This is a genomic window from Pseudomonas sp. HB05 (assembly GCF_016756915.1).
GTDB lineage: Bacteria > Pseudomonadota > Gammaproteobacteria > Pseudomonadales > Pseudomonadaceae > Aquipseudomonas > Aquipseudomonas alvandae.
In genome coordinates this window covers 1-18,155 of the sequence record NZ_JAESPG010000021.1, presented here as the reverse complement: position 1 = coordinate 18,155, position 18,155 = coordinate 1, and the positions used below count along the sequence as shown (strand labels likewise).

Genomic DNA, 18,155 nt, shown 5'->3' with positions numbered 1-18,155 from the left:
TTTAGACCGTGGCTGATGAATTCGTTCGGTTGACTTCGGTAGCAATGGCTAGGAGAAACTCCAGCCAAGCACTACTTCTGTGGCGAGGGGATTTATCCCCGCTGGGGTGCGAAGCAGCCCCAGAGCAGTCAGCTCAATCAGTCTGGCATACCGAATATCAGGTTTCGGGGGCGCTTCGCACCCCAACGGGGATAAATCCCCTCGCCACAGAGCACACCCAGCATACCGGCCAAAAGGTGAAACATTCGTCCATCGCAATTTGGCCTACCACCCGAAGCTTGCTTATCATGGCCCGCCCACCCGCTTTCAAGAGTCGTCTATGCGCCGCCTGCTCACCGGCTGTCTCGTCACCCTGTTGCTGTTGCTCAACACCCTGGTGCTGTTCGGGCCGCTCATGGTGTTCGCACTGCTCAAGCTGATCCTGCCCGGGCGCTTTCGCGACTACGCCTCGTGGGCGGTGATGTGGATCGCCGAGACCTGGGCTGAAATCGACAAGCTGATCTTCGCCCTGTGCATCCCCACTCGCTGGGACATTCGCGGTGGCGAAGGGCTGCGCGGCGACACCTCGTACCTGGTGATCAGCAATCACCAATCCTGGGTCGACATTCCCGCCCTCGTCCAGACCCTCAACCGGCGCACGCCGTTCTTCAAGTTCTTCCTCAAGAAAGAACTGATCTGGGTGCCCTTTCTTGGGTTGGCCTGGTGGGCGTTGGATTACCCCTTCATGAAGCGCTACACCAAGGCCTTCCTGGCGAAGAACCCGGAACTGGCTGGCCGCGACCTGGAAATCACCAAGGCCGCCTGCGAGTTGTTCAAGCGCCAGCCGGTCACCGTGGTGAACTACCTCGAAGGCACACGCTTCACGGCAGCCAAGAGCCAGGCGCAGCAATCGCCCTTCACCCACCTGCTCAAGCCCAAGGCCGGCGGCGTGGCGTTCGTGCTCGCGGCAATGGGCGAGCAACTGGACGCGGTGCTCGATGTGACGGTGGTGTATCCGCAGGAACGAATCCCCGGCTTCTGGAATTTGATCAGCGGCGCCGTGCCCAGGGTCATCATCGACATCAAGACTCGCGAGCTGGACCCCACGCTATGGCAAGGCGACTACGAAAACGACCCGGTGTTTCGCCAACACGTCCAGGATTGGGTCAACCAGCTCTGGGCCGAGAAAGACCAACGCATCGCCACGTTGCGCAACGAGCCCGAATGATCAGAGACCGGCGCCGTTCCCCCAGATGCCGCCCAGGTTCTGCAACAACGAACTGGCTACGCCTTGTTGACCGAGGTATTGCAGGATAATCGGGGCGAATTGACCAATCATGCCACTGTCCATGCCCAGGGCGCCGAAGGCATTGTTCAGGTCGTTGGTGTCCTTGACATTCCCCAGCAGGCCGTCGAGCAAGGCGTTCTTTTCCGACCCGCCGCCCAGTAAGCCGCCCAAGCCGTTGAACCCGCCGATAGCACTGTTGCCGGCGATCTGGTCCAGCCCCGGCACGCTTTTGCTTAACTCGGAGAACTGCGGTTCGCTGAGGCGGTTCTTCGCCAGCCCCAGCATTGCTCCGGCACCACCAATGGCCTGCTCAGGGGTTATATCGAGTTCCGAGCCCAGGGAATTGAGCAGCCCGGCCGCTTTCGGCGCAGCGGCCACGGCGCCCTCCTGCTCGTCGCCCTGGATGGCCGTGATCATATTGGCCGCATCTCCAAGGCTGAACTGCGCAAAGACCGGGCTGGCCGCCAACGACAGCAGGCAAGACAGTGCAAAACCGCGTGAAACCTTCATCCGGACATACCCTCTTGCCATTAAAAAGCCGCTTCGTAGGAAGCGGCGCGAAAACCGAGGGTTGGACTGGGGCATCGGGGAATTGTTCCATCATTAACTTAATAAGCTTCAACAGCATCTTCAGAAACTTCCTACAGACAATTCGGAAAGTTTTAGCTTTTAACTTAAACAACTCATAACCTGAGCAATTAGCTGTTAAATATTCATACATAATTCAAAATTGACATGACGACCTGTCAACTCTGACAGTAGCCCGCCCCGGAGACAGCCGCAATAATGGCTACGGACCGAGCCAGGAGGCGCGCGATGTTAAAAATCTTATGGACCGGCAGCACCGCACTATTATCGTTGATTATGGTTCAGGTTCATGCGAGTGAAATAACCTGCCCTTCCGCCGCGGACATACATCGAAACATCGAAGCGGTAGAAGACATCTATTTTGTCGACGAACAAAATGCGTTCGAGTGGCAGAGCCAATCCGTTGTGGATGCAGTTGACCCACAATCGCTGTCATTCAAGGGTGCTAATTATGCATTGCATGTTGAAAATAATGGCGAGGGACTTCCCACGCTTACGACCGTCACATGCAGATACGGCGAAATAAACTTGATACTTGAATATTCGAGCGTTCAAGAACCGGCCTACTCTGCGTGGCTGGATAACACCTGCAACAACCAGGACGTCAACCAGTGCCAATTGATAACCGCCGATTATTTCCAAGTCAACTTTGATTAGGGTCGATTGGGTTATGGTCCACCTGCTTCAGCTTTCGGCCTGCCCTTCCCGGCGCAGTTCCCGTAAAGTGCGGTTTCTTCTCCCAGAGTTCGCCTATGAACGTACAAATTGGCGGTGCGACACTCGCCGTTATCCTGACAGGCATGCTCATCGTCCTGGGTGTCAACGAATGCCAACGCGGCCCCCTCAACCCGGACATTGCCGACGACACCAGTGAGGAACAGAAGTCCTGGCTGACTGTTGAACATCGCATCAAGCGCTCGGACCCGGCCCTGACCGAAGTCATACGCGACCAGCAAGCCCTGATCGTGCTCTACCGTCCAGACGCTGCGACGCAGGCGTCAGAACCTTGGGTCGATCACATGCTGCGTGTGGTTGGCCATGGCCTGGCCGCACTCAATGGCGCCCCCGGCGGCAAGCAATACACGCAGGTCACGATCAAGGCACGGATGCTTGTCGATGATGACGTGGAACTGGTCTACGACATGCCGGGGTTCGACGCCATCAAGACGCGACAGGGCGGCTACGTGACGTTCGCCAGCATGCCGCGAAGCATGGTGTTCAGCCGCGAGGCCTTGACCCAGGCCCAGGATTATTGCCGTGGCCCTAGCGCCCGTGGATTTTATCCTGAGTTCTGCGAGCGGGTCCTGCCACCGAAGGCCCCTGAATGACCGTGGCGAGTGCAAAGCTCGCCCTCCCGTTTTGAAAAGTGAGGGCCGCTTCGCACCCCAGCGGGAGCAAGCTCCCTCGCCACGACTGCATCGGAACCGTATTCGCGCCGTGACCCACTGCGGGAAAACATCGCATTTCGCGAAGAGCTTAGCTCGGACGCGGTCGTGCTCCACGATTTCGCCTTGTTGTTATCCATTCCGCTGCGCGACGGATGCGACTTACTGGATGTAATCGGACGCAGGCTACAGGCGCAAGCCATGACCGCTACGGCAGTTACCTGATTAGCAAGGGCAAGCCGTTATTTCTTGAATTTTCCTGCCACACCCTTCGGATACGAGCCTGCACGAGATGGTTCGCGAACTTGGAACTGAGAGAAAGCACAAAATAAAAAGGGCGACATCACTGTCGCCCTTTTTCCGTCTTGCCTACAGCCTTATGCCGCGCTGAACAACTTGTGCGGATCGATCACAAACTTCTTCGGCACGCCCGCATCAAACTCGCCGTAGCCTTTCGGCGCGTCGTCCAGGCTGATGACCTGCACGCCAACGATTTCGGCGATGTTGATGCGGTCCCACATGATCGCCTGCATCAGTTGGCGGTTGTACTTCATTACCGGGGTCTGGCCGGTGTGGAAGCTGTGGGATTTGGCCCAGCCAAGGCCGAAGCGGATGCTCAGGCTGCCCATCTTCGCCGCTGCATCGACGGCGCCCGGGTCTTCGGTGACGTAGAGGCCGGGGATGCCGATCTTGCCGGCCACGCGGACCACGCCCATCAGCGAGTTGAGCACGGTGGCCGGGGCTTCGTGCTTGACGCCGTCATGGCCGTGGCCGCGGGCTTCGAAGCCAACCGCGTCGACCGCACAATCGACCTCAGGCTCGCCCAACAGCGCGGCGATCTGTTCGTGCAGCGGGGTGTCCTGGGACAGGTCGGCAATTTCAAAACCCTGGGCCTTGGCGTGGGCCAGGCGAACCGGGTTGACGTCGCCGATGATGACCACGGCCGCGCCCAACAGACGAGCGGAAGCAGCAGCGGCCAGGCCAACCGGGCCGGCACCGGCGATGTAGACGGTGCTGCCAGGGCCAACGCCGGCAGTGACGGCGCCATGGTAGCCGGTCGGCAGGATGTCGGACAGGCAGGTCAGGTCACGGATTTTCTCCATGGCCTTGTCGCGGTCCGGCAGTTTCAGCAGGTTGAAGTCGGCGTACGGCACCAGCACGTATTCGGCCTGGCCGCCGGTCCAGTCGCCCATGTCCACGTAACCATAGGCACCGCCGGCACGGGCCGGGTTGACGGTCAGGCACACGCCCGTGTGTTGCTCTTTGCAGGAACGGCAGCGCCCGCAAGCCACGTTGAACGGCACCGACACCAGATCACCGATTTTCAGGTTCTCGACGTCGCTGCCCTTTTCGATCACTTCACCGGTGATTTCGTGACCCAGGACCAGACCGGTCTGGGCAGTGGTACGGCCGCGCACCATGTGCTGGTCGGAGCCGCAGATGTTGGTGGAGACCACGCGCAGGATGACACCGTGCTCAATCTTCCTGCCGCGCGGGTCCTGCATTTTTGGATAGTCGATTTTCTGTACTTCGACCTTGCCGTTGCCGAGATACACGACACCACGATTACCAGACATGCTTTCACCTCGCTGTTGTTTTTGTGGAACTGCGTTGCCCAGGCAGGCAGCGCGTTGATTGCTCGGGTTGATGCCTGAGCTTCAAGCGGCAAGCTACAAGCCGCAAGAAGCACGCATACCGCCTTTTCTTGCGGCTTGAAGCTTGAAGCTTGTGGCTAAAGCACCACGGTACGATTGGCGTTCAGAAATACTCGCCGCTCAATGTGATACCCCACCGCCCGGGCCAAGGTCAGCCCTTCGATGTCCCGGCCCTTGGCGATCAGGTCTTCGGGATAGTGGCTGTGGTCCACCACCTCCACGCCCTGGGCGATGATCGGGCCTTCGTCCAGGTCGTTGTTGATGTAGTGCGCCGTGGCGCCCACCAGCTTCACGCCTTTGTTGTAGGCCTGGTGATACGGCTTGGCGCCCTTGAAGCCCGGCAGCAGCGAGTGATGGATGTTGATCGCCTTGCCATCGAGCTTGCGGCACAGCTCCGGAGACAGCACTTGCATGTAGCGGGCAAGGATCACCAGTTCGGCGCCGGTGTCTTCGATCACCTGCCACACCTGCCGCTCCTGGGCCGGCTTGTCGTTCGGGTCCAGGGGGAAATGGTAGTAGGGAATCTGGTGCCAGTCGGCCAGCGGCTTGAGGTCCGGGTGGTTGGAGACTACGGCCACCACGTCCATGGATAACTGGCCGATGCGCTGGCGGTAGAGCAAATCGTTGAGGCAGTGATCGGCCTTGGAGACCATGATCACCACTTTGGGCCGGTAGTTCGGCGGCGTCAGTTCGAAGACCATACCGAAGGCTTGCGCACGCTCGGCCAGGCCGGCGCGAAAGCTCTGCTCATCGAAACCATCAGGCTGGCGAAACTCCACGCGAATGAAAAAGCGCGCCGAGAGCCGGTCGTCGAAGGAATGATGCTCGGTGACGTAGCAGCCCTGCTCGAACAGAAAGCGGGTCACCGCGTCCACCGTGCCGAGCACGCTGGGGCAGTCGGCAGTCAAGATCCATGTGTCTGGGGCGCGGCTCATTGCGGTGACTCCTGTTTGTTATGGACAAATCCCCCGCTAAGCACAGAACCCTGTGGCGAGGGGATTTATCCCCGCTGGGCTGCGAAGCAGCCCCTAGACCTGCAACTTCAGAGTGTCAGGTTGATCACATCAAGCTTTTGGGGCTGCTGCGCAGCCCAGCGGGGATAAATCCCCTCGCCACAAAAAGACAGTGTCCGACCTTAGTCAGGCCTGCACGCTCAACCCATACTCAGCCGCCGCATCCTGCAACCACAGCCACCAGTAATCGGAGAAGCTGCGACGGATCACCAGCTCCCAGGTGTCTTCACCCGTGTGGCGGATCACCAGTTGCGACTTGGCGAACACCGTGCCCACCGCCTTGCCCACCGGAAAGTTGCTTGGGTGTACATCGTAGCTGGTGGATTTCATCAGCACGTCGCGTACGTTCGGGCCGGACAGTTCGAGGATCTGCTGGCCGCCGCTGACGTTGACGATCTGGATGTGCAGGTCGCCCAGGGCTTCGCGCAGCTTCTGCTCGGCGGCGAACTCTTCGCCGGTGGGCACCACCAGCAGCCATTCATCCGGGCCGAGCCATTGCAGACTGGTCTCGCCCTTGATGATGACGCTCAGGGCGCCCGGCAATTCCAGGCCCAGGGCCTTGTGTACGCCGGCGGCGAACGCCGGGTCGTGGCCATCGCCACGAAGGGTCAGGTGGCCGAGGAGTTTTTTCTCGCGCACGGTCACGCCGGCATTCTTGCGGCCCTTGCCGACCAGGCTGGCGAGGTCGGCATGGTGCAGCGACGACTCGGCCTTGGCCCCGGTGGTTGGGCGTTGTTGGTACACGTTGACTGCGGTCATATGGAGCACCTGTCTTGAATTCTGTAGTTCCGGCCTTTGTGGTGGCTGTCCTGCCGTCTTCGCGAGCAAGCCCGCTCCCACATTGGATTGATGCCTGGCTCAAATTCCTTTGGCGACTTCAATCCTGTGGGAGCGGGCTTGCTCGCGAATCAGGCGACTCGGTGAAGCTGCCCACCCACAGGACCAAAGTCCCTTAGATGTTCTGCCGATCCCCCTTCGGATCGAAGAACACCGAAGAAACGATCTCTGCCTCGATCACGCTACCGTCGGCCAATGGCGCGAACACTCGCTCGCCCAGGCGCTTCAAGCCGCCCTTGACCACGCCCATCGCAAACGAATAACCCAGGGAGTTATGCGCATAGCTGGAGGTGACATGGCCGACCATCGACATCGGAATCGCCTGCTTGGGGTTGAACACCAGTTGCGCGCCTTCCGGCAGCCAGACATTCGGGTCGATCGGCTTGAGGCCCACCAGTTGCTTGCGGTCTTCACGCACGCAATCTTCCCGGTTCATGCCGCGCCAGCCGATCCACGAAAACGGCTTGGTCCGGCCAACGCACCAGCCCATGTTCAGGTCGTCCGGGGTCATCGAGCCATCGGTGTCCTGGCCGACGATGATGAAGCCTTTTTCGGCCCGCAATACGTGCATGGTCTCGGTGCCGTATGGGGTCAGGTTGTACTTCTTACCGGCCTCGACGATCTGCTCGAGCACGCCCATGGCGTAGTCGGCCTGCACGTTGATTTCGTACGACAGCTCACCGGTGAACGAGATCCGGAACACCCGCGCCGGGACGCCGCCCACCAGGCCTTCCTTCCAGGTCATGAACGGGAAGGCGTCCTTGTCCAGGTCGATGTCGGTAACGTCGCCGAGCAGCTTGCGGCTGTTGGGCCCCGACAGGGTCATGGTCGCCCAGTGGTCAGTGACCGAGGTGAAGTACACCTTCAGGTCCGGCCATTCGGTCTGGTGATAGATCTCCAGCCATTGCAGCACGCGCGCGGCACCGCCGGTGGTGGTGGTCATCAGGAAGTGATTGTCCGCCAGACAGGCCGTTACGCCGTCGTCGAAGACCATGCCGTCTTCCTTGCACATCAAGCCGTAGCGGGCCTTGCCCACGTCGAGCTTGGTCCAGGCGTTGGTGTAGACGCGGTTGAGGAACTCGCGGGCATCCGGGCCCTGGATGTCGATCTTGCCCAGGGTCGAAGCGTCGAGCAGACCGACGCTGTCACGCACGGCCTGGCATTCGCGCTTGACCGCGGCATGCAGGTCTTCGCCGTTCTTCGGGAAGTACCAAGGGCGCTTCCACTGGCCGACGTCTTCGAATTCGGCACCGTTCTTCACATGCCAGGCATGCAGCGCGGTGAAGCGCACCGGCTCGAAGATGTGCCCGCAGTGCCGGCCCGCCACCGCGCCGAAAGTCACCGGCGTGTAGTTCGGACGGAACATGGTGGTGCCCATCTGCGGAATGCTCACGTTCAGCGAGCGGGCCGCGATGGCCAGGCCGTTGACGTTGCCCAGCTTGCCCTGGTCGGTACCGAAGCCCAGTGCGGTGTAGCGCTTGACGTGTTCCACCGACTCGAAGCCTTCGCGGGTGGCGAGCTCGATGGCGGCGGCAGTGACGTCGTTCTGCAGGTCGACGAATTGCTTCGGCGCCCGTGCAGTGGCTTTTTCGTGGGGCACCTGGAACAGCGCCAGGGTCGGTTCTTCGTGACGGGTCAGCGCTTTAGGCAACACGCCCTCGACGGCCTTGAAGCCGGCTTCGCTGGCCGCACGCACGCCGCCTTCGAAACCGTCGGCCAAGCTATCGCCGAGGCCATAGACGCCGTTGATACCGCCGACACAGACACGTTTTTGCGGTGCTTCGCCCGGTACGAAACCGAGGATGTCTTCACGCCAGATCGGCTTGCCGCCCAGGTGTGAAGCCAGGTGGACCACCGGGCTGTAGCCGCCGGAGCTGGCCACCAGGTCGCAGTCCAGCCATTCGCCGGGGCTGGTGACTTTGTGGGCACGGACGTCGATCGCGGCCACACGTGCCCCGGTGACGCGCTTGCTGCCACGGGCCTCGATCACGGCGCTGCCGGTGAGGATGCGGATGCCCTTGGCGCGGGCTTCTTCCACCAGCGCACCCCGTGGGTTACTGCGGGCGTCGGCCACGGCGACCACTTGCAGGCCGGCATCGAACCAGTCCAGGGCCACGCGATAGGCGTGGTCGTTGTTGGTGCTCAGGACCAGTTTCTTGCCCGGCGCCACGCCGTAGCGGCGGATGTAGGTAGAAACTGCGCCAGCCAGCATGTTGCCCGGCACGTCGTTGTTGCCGTAGACCAATGGGCGCTCGCAGGCGCCGGTCGCCAGGACCACGCGCTTGGCGCGAACCCGGTTGATGCGCTGGCGAACCTGGCCGATCGGTGCGCGGTCACCCAGGTGATCAGTGAGCCGCTCATGGATGGTCAGGAAGTTATGGTCGTGATAACCGTTCACGGTGGCGCGAGGCAACAGCACCACTTCCGGCATCGAGCGCAGCTCAGCCACTGCGGCCGCGACCCACTCGGTCGCCGGCTTGCCGTCCAGGCTTTCGCGGGAGTCGAGCAGGCTGCCGCCGAACTCTTCTTGCTCATCGGCCAGGATCACTCGGGCACCGCTGCGGCCAGCGGCCAACGCGGCAGCCAGGCCAGACGGGCCGGCGCCAACGATCAGCACGTCGCAGTGACGGTTCATGTAGTCGTAGGTGTCCGGATCGTTCTCGGTCGGCGAGCGGCCCAGGCCTGCGGCCTTGCGGATGTACTTCTCGTAGGTCATCCAGAACGATTGCGGGTACATGAAGGTTTTGTAGTAGAAACCCGGTGGCATCAGCTTGCCGCCGACCTTGCCGAGAATCCCCATCATGTCGTTGTTCACATTCGGCCAGCCGTTGGTGCTGGTGGCGACCAAACCTTGGTACAGCGCCTGTTGCGTGGCGCGCACGTTGGGAATCTGCGTGGCTTCGGTGGCACCGATCTGCAGCACCGCGTTCGGCTCTTCGGCGCCGGCGGCGAAGATGCCGCGCGGACGGGAATACTTGAAGCTGCGACCGATGATGTCGACACCGTTGGCCAGCAACGCGGCGGCCAGGGAGTCACCTTCGAAGCCTTTGTAGGTCTGGCCGTTGAAGGTGAATGTCAGCACTTTGTTGCGGTCGATCCGTCCGCCGTTGGACAGGCGATTGATCTGGCTCATACCTTCTCTCCCAGAGCCTGTGCAGCCGCATTCGGACTGTCAGCCTTGTCGGTGAACTGCGGCTTTTCGCCGATCTTGTAGGTTTCGAGAATCTCGTAGGTCACGGTGTCACGGGTCGCGTTGAAGTACTGGCGGCAACCGGCGACGTGATCCCACAGTTCATGGTGCAACCCGCGTGGGTTGTCACGGAAGAACATGTAGTCGCCCCACTGCTCGTCGGTGCAGGCGTTCGGATCCAGTGGACGCGGGATATGCGCCTGGCCGGATGCATGGAATTCCTCTTCGGAGCGCAGTTCGCCGCAGTGAGGACAGAAGATATGCAACATGGGGATTTCTCCTGTTAGTGGGCAACCGCAGCAGCGCCGTGTTCATCGATCAACGCACCGTTGTGGAAACGGTCGATGGAGAAAGGTGCGGCCAATGGGTGCATTTCACCCTTGGCCAGGCTCGCGGCAAACACGTTGCCCGAGCCAGGTGTGGCCTTGAAGCCACCGGTGCCCCAACCGCAGTTGAAGAACATGTTCGGCACCGGGGTCTTGGAGATGATCGGGCAGGCGTCCGGCGTGGTGTCGACGATGCCGCCCCACTGGCGGTTCATGCGCACGCGGGACAACACCGGGAACATCTCGACGATGGCCTGGATGGTGTGCTCGATCACCGGGTACGAACCACGCTGGCCGTAGCCGTTGTAGCCGTCGATACCGGCGCCGATCACCAGGTCGCCCTTGTCGGACTGGCTGATGTAGCCGTGCACGGCGTTGGACATGATCACGCTGTCGATGATTGGCTTGATCGGCTCGGACACCAGCGCTTGCAGCGGGTGGGATTCGACCGGCAGGCGGAAGCCCGCGAGCTTGGCCATGTGCCCGGAGTTACCGGCAGTGACCACGCCGACGCGCTTGGCGCCGATGAAGCCCTTGTTGGTTTCCACGCCGATGCACACACCGTTTTCCTTGCGGAAACCGATCACTTCGGTCTGCTGGATCAAGTCCACGCCCAACGCGTCCGCCGCCCGGGCAAAGCCCCAGGCCACGGCATCGTGACGCGCCACGCCGCCGCGACGCTGGACGGTGGCGCCCATCACCGGGTAGCGGGTGTTTTTCGAGCAATCCAGGTACGGGATCTCGTCGGCCACTTGCTTGGCGTTGAGCAGCTCGCCATCCACGCCGTTGAGGCGGTTGGCGCTGACGCGACGCTCGGAATCACGGATGTCCTGCAGGGTGTGGCACAGGTTGTAGACGCCACGCTGGGAGAACATCACGTTGTAGTTCAGGTCCTGGGACAGGCCTTCCCAGAGTTTCATCGCGTGTTCGTACAGGTGGGCCGATTCATCCCACAGGTAGTTGGAGCGCACGATGGTGGTATTGCGCGCGGTGTTACCGCCGCCCAACCAGCCCTTCTCGACCACGGCCACGTTGGTGATGCCGTGCTCCTTGGCCAGGTAGTAGGCGGTCGCCAGGCCGTGCCCGCCACCGCCGACGATGACCACGTCGTAGACCTTTTTCGGGGTCGGCGTGCGCCACATCCGCTGCCAGTTTTCATGATGGCTGAGTGAGTGTTTGAAGAGGCCGAAGCCTGAATAGCGTTGCATAGTCATTTACTCCAAAACCGACTCAGCGATAAACCGGGAAGTCCGCGCACAGGGCCGCCACTTGCTGCGCGACATTGGCTTCGACATCGGCGTCGCCGAGGTTGTCGAGGATGTCGCAGATCCAGCCGGCCAGCGTGACGCACTGGGTAACCTTGAAACCACGCGTGGTCACCGCCGGGGTGCCGATGCGCAGGCCCGAGGTCACGAACGGCGATTGCGGGTCGTTCGGCACGGCATTCTTGTTGACGGTGATGTGGGCACGGCCCAGGGCGGCGTCGGCGTCCTTGCCGGTCAGGCCTTGGCGAATCAGGCTGACCAGGAACAGATGGTTGTCGGTGCCGCCGGACACTACATCGTAGCCGCGCTTGATGAACACGCCAGCCATGGCCTGGGCGTTATCGATCACTTGCTGCTGGTACGCCTTGAAGCCAGGCTCCGCCGCTTCCTTGAAGCACACCGCCTTGCCGGCGATCACGTGCATCAGCGGGCCGCCCTGGGCGCCGGGGAATACCGCGGCGTTGAGCTTCTTCTCGATTTCTTCGTTGGCCTTGGCCAGGATCAGGCCGCCACGTGGACCGCGCAGGGTCTTGTGAGTGGTAGTGGTCACCACGTCGGCGTACGGCAGCGGGTTCGGGTACAGGCCGGCGGCAACCAGGCCAGCGACGTGGGCCATATCGACGAACAACAAGGCACCGACCTTGTCGGCGATCTGGCGGAAGCGTGGGAAATCCAGGGTCTTGGAGTAGGCGGAGAAACCGGCGACGATCATCTTCGGCTTGCACTCGACCGCCAGGCGCTCGACTTCGTCGTAGTCGATCAGGCCGGTGGTGGTGTCGATGCCGTATTGCACCGCGTTGTAGAGCTTGCCCGAGGACGACACTTTGGCACCGTGGGTCAAGTGACCGCCGTGGGCCAGGCTCATGCCCAGGATGGTGTCGCCGGCTTGCAGCAAGGCCAGGTAGACGGCGCTGTTGGCCGACGAACCGGAGTGCGGCTGGACGTTCGCGTAATCGGCGCCGAACAATTGCTTGGCGCGCTCGATGGCCAGGGCCTCGACCTTGTCGACGTGCTCGCAGCCACCGTAGTAGCGCTTGCCCGGATAGCCTTCGGCGTATTTGTTGGTCAAGCCGCTGCCCTGGGCCTGCATCACACGCTTGCTGGTGTAGTTCTCCGACGCGATCAGTTCGATGTGATCTTCCTGGCGTTGCTCCTCGGCATTCATCGCCGCCAGCAGTGCATCATCGTAGCCTTGGATTTGGTCTTGCTTGCTGAACATCGCGTCTCTCCCAGCGGCGGCGGTGCGCCTTTCGTCTCGGTGAGGCACGGACCGTTTCGGTCGTGCCCTTTGGATGCGATGGTATGGCCGGCGCAGGCAGGTCAAATGCCTATGGACGCCACGCAAAGGTGCGTTTACGACATGGGATCAAATGGAATCGAACACCGGCACTGTGGCGAGGGAGCTTGCTCCCGCCAGACTCTGTAGGAGCTGGCGAAGCCTGCGATCTTTTGATCTTGATCTTTCACTCTTGATTCAATGAGCAGCGGAAAGATCACAGCCTCGCTTCGCTCGACAGCTCCTACGTAGCCCAGCGGGAGCAAGCTCCCTCACCACAAGGGCTATGCGGCAATCTGGCGAACCGCGAGCAGCACCAAGAAATGCGCGGGATATAGCGCATACGCCCAGCGCCGCATCGGCAATGGACGAAAACGACCGGCCTGTCGCAAAAGCACCAGCCCCAGCCATGGCGCGATCAGGCAAGCCACCAGCCCCCACAACGCCACCGCATCCCCCAGCCATGCTGCGCCATACAACACCCGCCATTGGTTGGCCGCGACACAGACCAGTCCCGGCAACAAGGCCAGATACAAGGAATGCTTGAACAGCAGCAACATCACCAGCGGCAGCAGCACGCCGAAGAAACCGAACATCAAATTCGACGAAAACAGCGCCGCCAACAGCAGCGCCACCGCGGCCAGGCATCGGGCCTCGAGGGTGGACGCCTGCCAACCGCGCGCCACAAGCAACCCGAGCACCAGCGTTGGCATGACGTTCAGCGTGGAGGGGTCGGGAATGAACAAGCGATAAGGGATTTCGCTGACGGCACTGAACAGCAACAGCCAGCCCAGGTAGCGCCACGAGCCGGCACTTGGCCCGCCGCGCGCCAGGTTTGCCGCCATCGCCAGGCAAAACCACGGAAACGCCAGCCGCCCCGGCACATATAGCCAATCGACGGAAAAACCGACATATCGCAGATGATCGAGAATCATCGACAACAGTGCCAACCATTTGAGCAAGTCCAGGGCACCATCACGTCGTCTCATGTTTATATCGGCCCAGTTACTTGGTCTTTTTCTGACAGAAACATCCCTTATGTTCCTCCGCCAATCTTGGGTAAAGTGCGCACCAGTATCGATCACGGCGTTGTGGACCCAAGCACGCCGAACCATGGAACCCCTCATCCGGGGCATTCCGCCAGGGATCTCTTACCCAGGACTCTCTATTCAAGGAGCAAGGCCATGACCGACAAGAGCCAACAATTCGCCAGCGACAACTATTCCGGTATTTGCCCCGAAGCCTGGGCCGCCATGGAAGAAGCCAACCAGGGCCACCAGCGTGCCTACGGTGATGACGATTGGACCCACCGCGCCGCAGATGGCTTTCGGGAGCTATTCGAAACCGACTGCGAAGTGTTCTTTGCGTTCAACGGCACGGCTGCCAACTCCCTGGCCCTTTCGTCGCTGTGCCAGAGTTATCACAGCGTGATCTGCTCGGAAACCGCCCACGTCGAAACCGACGAATGCGGCGCACCGGAATTCTTTTCCAACGGTTCCAAGCTGCTGGTGGCGCGCACCGAGAATGGCAAGCTGACCCCCGAGTCGATCCGCGAGGTCGCCCTCAAGCGCCAGGACATCCACTATCCCAAGCCGCGCGTCGTGACCCTGACCCAGGCCACGGAAGTCGGCAGCGTCTACACGCCGGATGAAATCCGCGCCATCAGCGCCACCTGCAAGGAACTGGGGTTGAACCTGCACATGGACGGCGCACGGTTCTCCAACGCCTGCGCCTTCCTCGGCTGCACCCCAGCCGACCTGACCTGGAAAGCCGGCGTCGACGTGCTGTGCTTCGGCGGCACTAAGAATGGCATGGCGGTGGGTGAAGCCATCCTGTTCTTCAACCACGACCTGGCCGAAGACTTCGACTATCGCTGCAAACAGGCCGGGCAGTTGGCGTCGAAAATGCGCTTTCTCTCCGCACCGTGGGTCGGCTTGCTGCAAGACGACGCGTGGCTCAAGCACGCCCGCCACGCCAACCGCTGCGCGCAACTGCTGGCAGAACTGGTCAGCGACATCGACGGCGTGGAACTGATGTTCCCGGTCCAGGCCAACGGCGTGTTCCTGCAACTCTCGGAACCGGCCATCGCCGCACTGACGGCCAAGGGCTGGCGTTTCTACACCTTCATCGGCAAGGGCGGCGCACGCTTCATGTGCTCGTGGGATACCGAGGAAGCGCGGGTGCGGGAATTGGCGGCGGATATTCGGGAAGTGATGGCGGGCTAAGTAGAAATACACTCAAGACCGGGCCGGGACACCCGTGGCGAGGGGATTTATCCCCGCTGGGCTGCGAAGCAGCCCCAAAGCAGTCAACTCGGTCTGCCTGAAACACCGCGATTGCAGGTTTTAGGGCTGCTTCGCAGCCCAACGGGGATAAATCCCCTCGCCACAGGAAATCCCTCTAGGCACAAGTAAATCCCTCCAGGTACAGAGGGATTTACACCTGCCTGAGCGAGCAAATCAGAAATCGATCCGCACATCCCCCTTCGGCACGCTGCAGCACGACAGGATATAACCCTCGGCCTCGTCGTCCTCGGTGATGCCGCCGTTGTGCTCCATCTCCACTTCCCCGCCCAGCTTCAGTACTTTGCAGGTGCCGCAGATGCCCATGCCGCAGGCCTTGGGGATCATCATGCCGAGCTTGGCGGCAGCGGCGTGGACGGTTTCTCCCGGCCCCACGCGAATGCTCTTGCCCGATGAAGTGAACTCCACCAGGTGCAGGTCAGCCGCATCGACTTCTGGCGCGTCGGCAGCCTGCTCGGCCTGCTCCACCGCGTCGGCACGGGCTTCCGGCGGCGTCGCGCCGAAGGACTCCTCGTGGTAGCGCTTCATGTCATAGCCAGCGGCTTCCAGCAGGCGCTTGACCGCAGTCATGTACGGGGTCGGGCCGCAGCAGAACACCTCGCGCTCGAGGAAGTCGGGCACCATCAGTTCCAGCATCTTGTGATTCAGGTAGCCGCGATACCCGGCCCACGGCTCGCCCAGGCCATGCTTTTCGCAGATCAGGTGCAAGCTGAAGTTGTCGATCCGCGACGCCATGTGCTCCAGCTCGCGGTGGTAGATGATGTCCTTGGGCGAGCGGGCGCTGTGGATGAAAGTCATGTCGACATTGGCGTTGGTGTCGTAGAACCAGCGCGCCATGGACATGCACGGCGTAATGCCCACGCCGCCACTGAGGTAAAGCACTTTCGGGCTCGGGAAATCGATAGCGTTGAACAGCCCCACCGGCCCATGTACCGCCAGTTCCTGGCCCTCGTGCAGGGTGTCGTGCAGCCAGTTGGAAACCTTGCCCCCCGGCACGCGCTTGATCGTCACGGAGAAACTGTAGGGCACCGACGGCGAGCTGGAGATCGTGTAGGAGCGCATGATCGGCTGGCCTTCGATTTCCAGCTCCAGGGTGACGAACTGCCCCGGCTTGAAAAAGAACATGATTGGCTGGTCGGCCATGAAGCAAAAGGTGCGCACATCCCAGGTTTCCTGGATGACTTTGACGCAACGCACGATATGTCGGCCATTGGCCCAGGTCTGGGTCGTGACCGGGTTCAGGAAATTATTGGACATGCTGATCTCCACGGCCGACTGTCGGCCTTCATGAGGGCGATTGTGCGCAGGCACCTGAGTGACCATTTACCTATCTGCGACATTCACATACTTATCGCGACCAGCCCCCAACGACCGGGGCTTGCGCGTCGGGAACAGATTGGGCCATGTCGCCCATGGATAAGGTTGCGCCCCTGCGCGGCCCCACACTCGCCCCAACAGACAAACAGATTTTTTTGCCTTGCGTAGCACAACCGATCAGCCACTTTTTTGATGGTCACGTAGAGGACCATGAGGACAAAACGATGGACGTCACCACTACCCTGAGCCTGGGCGATCCGCAGGAACCCGCACGCAAGGCCACCGCGCAAATGCTGCAAGAGCGCGAGCGTACCTTTTCGCTGCCGCAACCGTTCTACAGTGACGAGCGCCTGTTTGATATCGACATGCAGGAAATCTTCCAGAAAGAATGGTTGATCGCCGGCATGACCTGCGAGATCCCGGCCAAGGGCAACTACCTGACGCTGCAGATCGGCAAGAACCCGATCATCGTGATTCGCGGCGCCGAGGGCGTGGTGCATGCGTTCCATAACGTCTGCCGCCACCGCGGTTCGCGGCTGTGCACCAGCGACAAGGGCAAGGTCGCCAAGCTGGTCTGCCACTACCACCAGTGGACCTACGAACTGGACGGTCGCCTGCTGTTCGCCGGTACCGAGATGGGCGCCGACTTCGACATGAAGCAGTACGGCCTCAAGCCTGTGAACGTGAAGACTGCTGGCGGCTACATCTTCATCAGCCTGGCCGAGAACCCGCCGGCGATCGATGACTTCCTGTCGACACTGAACCACTACATGGAACCGTACGACATGGAAAACACCAAGGTGGCGGTGCAAACCACCTTGATGGAAAAGGCCAACTGGAAGCTCGTGCTGGAAAACAACCGCGAGTGCTACCACTGCAACGCCTCGCACCCTGAATTGCTCAAGACCCTGCTGGAATGGGACGACGTCACCGACCCACGGGCCGACCAGGCGTTCAAGGACCACGTGGCCGCCTCCGCCGCCGCCTGGGAAGCCGAGAAGATCCCTTACGCCCACGCCAGTTTCGGCCTGCGCAACCGCATCGTGCGCATGCCGCTGCTCAAGGGCACCGTGTCGATGACCATGGACGGCAAGCAGGGCTGCGCCAAGCTGATGGGTCGCATCAAGAACCCGGACCTGGGCTCGATGCGCATCCTGCACCTGCCGCACTCGTGGAACCACTGCATGGGCGACCACATCATCGTCTTCACCGTGTGGCCGATCAGCGCCCAGGAAACCATGGTCACCACCAAGTGGCTGGTGCACAAGGACGCGGTCGAAGGCGTGGACTACGACGTGGAGCGCATGCGCCAGGTCTGGGACGCCACCAACGACCAGGACCGTCGCCTGGCCGAGGAAAACCAGCGCGGCATCAACTCCACCGCCTACCAGCCAGGCCCGTACTCCAAGACCTATGAGTTCGGCGTGGTGAATTTCGTCGATTGGTACAGCGAGCGCATGCTCAACAACCTGGGGGCCGAGCCGGCGCCGTACCTCAAGGGCGTTCCAGTCCAGGGCTAAGTCAGAAGCATCGTCGGATCGCCGCCCGGAGCAAGCTCGCTCCCACAGGGGTTCTGTGTCGTTCACAAAACCTGTGGGAGCGAGCTTGAACTGGCCTAATAATTCCGGACACCTCTTAAGGGCGATATGATTTCGCCAACTTGGAGGTTCCATGAACGAAAGAAAGGTCTATACCCGCGAGTTCAAGCTGCACGCTGCCAGCATGGTGCTTGA

General features: G+C 61.2%; 15 protein-coding genes and 1 pseudogene. 6 read left to right on the top strand and 10 right to left on the bottom strand.

Features of this window, described 5'->3' with window-relative positions; all coding sequences use genetic code 11:
• Positions 1-319 precede the first annotated feature (319 nt).
• The gene (locus JMN22_RS18565) at positions 320-1,207 is read left to right on the top strand and encodes an acyltransferase (RefSeq protein WP_030139285.1); all 888 of its coding nucleotides are present in this window, start codon (positions 320-322) and stop codon (positions 1,205-1,207) included.
• Here JMN22_RS18565 and JMN22_RS18560 read toward each other — a convergent pair whose 3' ends face one another.
• A complete protein-coding gene (locus JMN22_RS18560) occupies positions 1,208-1,777 on the bottom strand; it encodes a DUF2780 domain-containing protein (protein WP_202334989.1) in 570 nt (189 codons plus the stop codon). It abuts the gene before it with no gap.
• A gap of 306 nt (positions 1,778-2,083) precedes the next feature.
• Between JMN22_RS18560 and JMN22_RS18555 the strand changes: the two genes are divergently transcribed.
• From JMN22_RS18555 to JMN22_RS26895, 3 genes and pseudogenes are all read left to right on the top strand, one after another.
• The gene (locus JMN22_RS18555; RefSeq protein ID WP_202334988.1) at positions 2,084-2,512 is read left to right on the top strand and encodes a DUF3757 domain-containing protein; all 429 of its coding nucleotides are present in this window, start codon (positions 2,084-2,086) and stop codon (positions 2,510-2,512) included.
• Between the two features lie 95 nt (positions 2,513-2,607).
• A complete protein-coding gene (locus tag JMN22_RS18550; protein ID WP_202334987.1) occupies positions 2,608-3,183 on the top strand; it encodes a hypothetical protein in 576 nt (191 codons plus the stop codon).
• Positions 3,184-3,280: 97 nt separating this feature from the next.
• Positions 3,281-3,465: pseudogene (locus JMN22_RS26895) on the top strand (hypothetical protein); the annotation flags it as partial.
• Positions 3,466-3,617: 152 nt separating this feature from the next.
• On the opposite strand, the gene fdhA reads toward JMN22_RS26895, so the two are convergent.
• The 8 genes from fdhA to JMN22_RS18510 form a co-directional block, all read right to left on the bottom strand.
• Positions 3,618-4,817, bottom strand: a complete 1,200-nt coding sequence (gene fdhA, locus JMN22_RS18545; protein ID WP_003206297.1) for a formaldehyde dehydrogenase, glutathione-independent — start codon at positions 4,815-4,817, stop codon at positions 3,618-3,620.
• A gap of 155 nt (positions 4,818-4,972) precedes the next feature.
• Positions 4,973-5,830 carry a formyltetrahydrofolate deformylase gene (purU, locus tag JMN22_RS18540; protein ID WP_072389895.1) on the bottom strand — a complete coding sequence of 286 codons (858 nt, stop codon included), beginning with the start codon at positions 5,828-5,830 and terminating at the stop codon, positions 4,973-4,975.
• Between the two features lie 204 nt (positions 5,831-6,034).
• The gene (locus JMN22_RS18535; RefSeq protein ID WP_202334986.1) at positions 6,035-6,667 is read right to left on the bottom strand and encodes a sarcosine oxidase subunit gamma; all 633 of its coding nucleotides are present in this window, start codon (positions 6,665-6,667) and stop codon (positions 6,035-6,037) included.
• A 193-nt stretch (positions 6,668-6,860) separates the two neighbouring features.
• On the bottom strand, positions 6,861-9,878 hold the full coding sequence (locus tag JMN22_RS18530; protein ID WP_202334985.1) for a sarcosine oxidase subunit alpha: 3,018 nt from the start codon (positions 9,876-9,878) through the stop codon (positions 6,861-6,863).
• On the bottom strand, positions 9,875-10,204 hold the full coding sequence (locus JMN22_RS18525; protein ID WP_202334984.1) for a sarcosine oxidase subunit delta: 330 nt from the start codon (positions 10,202-10,204) through the stop codon (positions 9,875-9,877). The genes JMN22_RS18530 and JMN22_RS18525 overlap by 4 nt, the downstream gene beginning before the upstream one ends.
• Positions 10,205-10,218: 14 nt before the next feature.
• Positions 10,219-11,469, bottom strand: coding sequence for a sarcosine oxidase subunit beta (locus JMN22_RS18520; RefSeq protein ID WP_030139293.1), 1,251 nt, complete (start codon positions 11,467-11,469; stop codon positions 10,219-10,221).
• 22 nt (positions 11,470-11,491) lie between these two features.
• Complete coding sequence (glyA, locus tag JMN22_RS18515) at positions 11,492-12,745, bottom strand: serine hydroxymethyltransferase (protein WP_030139294.1); 1,254 nt, start codon at positions 12,743-12,745, stop codon at positions 11,492-11,494.
• Between the two features lie 341 nt (positions 12,746-13,086).
• Positions 13,087-13,791 carry a TraX family protein gene (locus tag JMN22_RS18510; protein WP_030139295.1) on the bottom strand — a complete coding sequence of 235 codons (705 nt, stop codon included), beginning with the start codon at positions 13,789-13,791 and terminating at the stop codon, positions 13,087-13,089.
• Positions 13,792-13,986: 195 nt separating this feature from the next.
• Here JMN22_RS18510 and JMN22_RS18505 point away from each other — a divergent pair, with 195 nt between their 5' ends.
• Complete coding sequence (locus tag JMN22_RS18505) at positions 13,987-15,027, top strand: threonine aldolase family protein (protein WP_030139296.1); 1,041 nt, start codon at positions 13,987-13,989, stop codon at positions 15,025-15,027.
• 234 nt (positions 15,028-15,261) lie between these two features.
• On the opposite strand, the gene gbcB is transcribed toward JMN22_RS18505, so the two are convergent.
• Entirely contained in the window at positions 15,262-16,362 is a 1,101-nt protein-coding gene (gbcB, locus tag JMN22_RS18500; protein WP_030139297.1) for a glycine-betaine demethylase subunit GbcB, read from the bottom strand.
• Between the two features lie 284 nt (positions 16,363-16,646).
• Here gbcB and gbcA point away from each other — a divergent pair, with 284 nt between their 5' ends.
• Positions 16,647-17,942: a glycine-betaine demethylase subunit GbcA gene (gene gbcA / locus JMN22_RS18495; protein WP_202334983.1), complete on the top strand. Its 1,296-nt coding sequence runs from the start codon at positions 16,647-16,649 to the stop codon at positions 17,940-17,942.
• Positions 17,943-18,155: the final 213 nt, after the last annotated feature.

Coding starts and splice junctions, on each gene's coding strand:
- JMN22_RS18565 (WP_030139285.1), top strand. CDS start 320: ATGCGCCGCCTGCTCACCGGCTGTCTCGTCACCCTGTTGCTGTTGCTC.
- JMN22_RS18560 (WP_202334989.1), bottom strand. CDS start 1,777: ATGAAGGTTTCACGCGGTTTTGCACTGTCTTGCCTGCTGTCGTTGGCG.
- JMN22_RS18555 (WP_202334988.1), top strand. CDS start 2,084: ATGTTAAAAATCTTATGGACCGGCAGCACCGCACTATTATCGTTGATT.
- JMN22_RS18550 (WP_202334987.1), top strand. CDS start 2,608: ATGAACGTACAAATTGGCGGTGCGACACTCGCCGTTATCCTGACAGGC.
- fdhA (WP_003206297.1), bottom strand. CDS start 4,817: ATGTCTGGTAATCGTGGTGTCGTGTATCTCGGCAACGGCAAGGTCGAA.
- purU (WP_072389895.1), bottom strand. CDS start 5,830: ATGAGCCGCGCCCCAGACACATGGATCTTGACTGCCGACTGCCCCAGC.
- JMN22_RS18535 (WP_202334986.1), bottom strand. CDS start 6,667: ATGACCGCAGTCAACGTGTACCAACAACGCCCAACCACCGGGGCCAAG.
- JMN22_RS18530 (WP_202334985.1), bottom strand. CDS start 9,878: ATGAGCCAGATCAATCGCCTGTCCAACGGCGGACGGATCGACCGCAAC.
- JMN22_RS18525 (WP_202334984.1), bottom strand. CDS start 10,204: ATGTTGCATATCTTCTGTCCTCACTGCGGCGAACTGCGCTCCGAAGAG.
- JMN22_RS18520 (WP_030139293.1), bottom strand. CDS start 11,469: ATGCAACGCTATTCAGGCTTCGGCCTCTTCAAACACTCACTCAGCCAT.
- glyA (WP_030139294.1), bottom strand. CDS start 12,745: ATGTTCAGCAAGCAAGACCAAATCCAAGGCTACGATGATGCACTGCTG.
- JMN22_RS18510 (WP_030139295.1), bottom strand. CDS start 13,791: ATGAGACGACGTGATGGTGCCCTGGACTTGCTCAAATGGTTGGCACTG.
- JMN22_RS18505 (WP_030139296.1), top strand. CDS start 13,987: ATGACCGACAAGAGCCAACAATTCGCCAGCGACAACTATTCCGGTATT.
- gbcB (WP_030139297.1), bottom strand. CDS start 16,362: ATGTCCAATAATTTCCTGAACCCGGTCACGACCCAGACCTGGGCCAAT.
- gbcA (WP_202334983.1), top strand. CDS start 16,647: ATGGACGTCACCACTACCCTGAGCCTGGGCGATCCGCAGGAACCCGCA.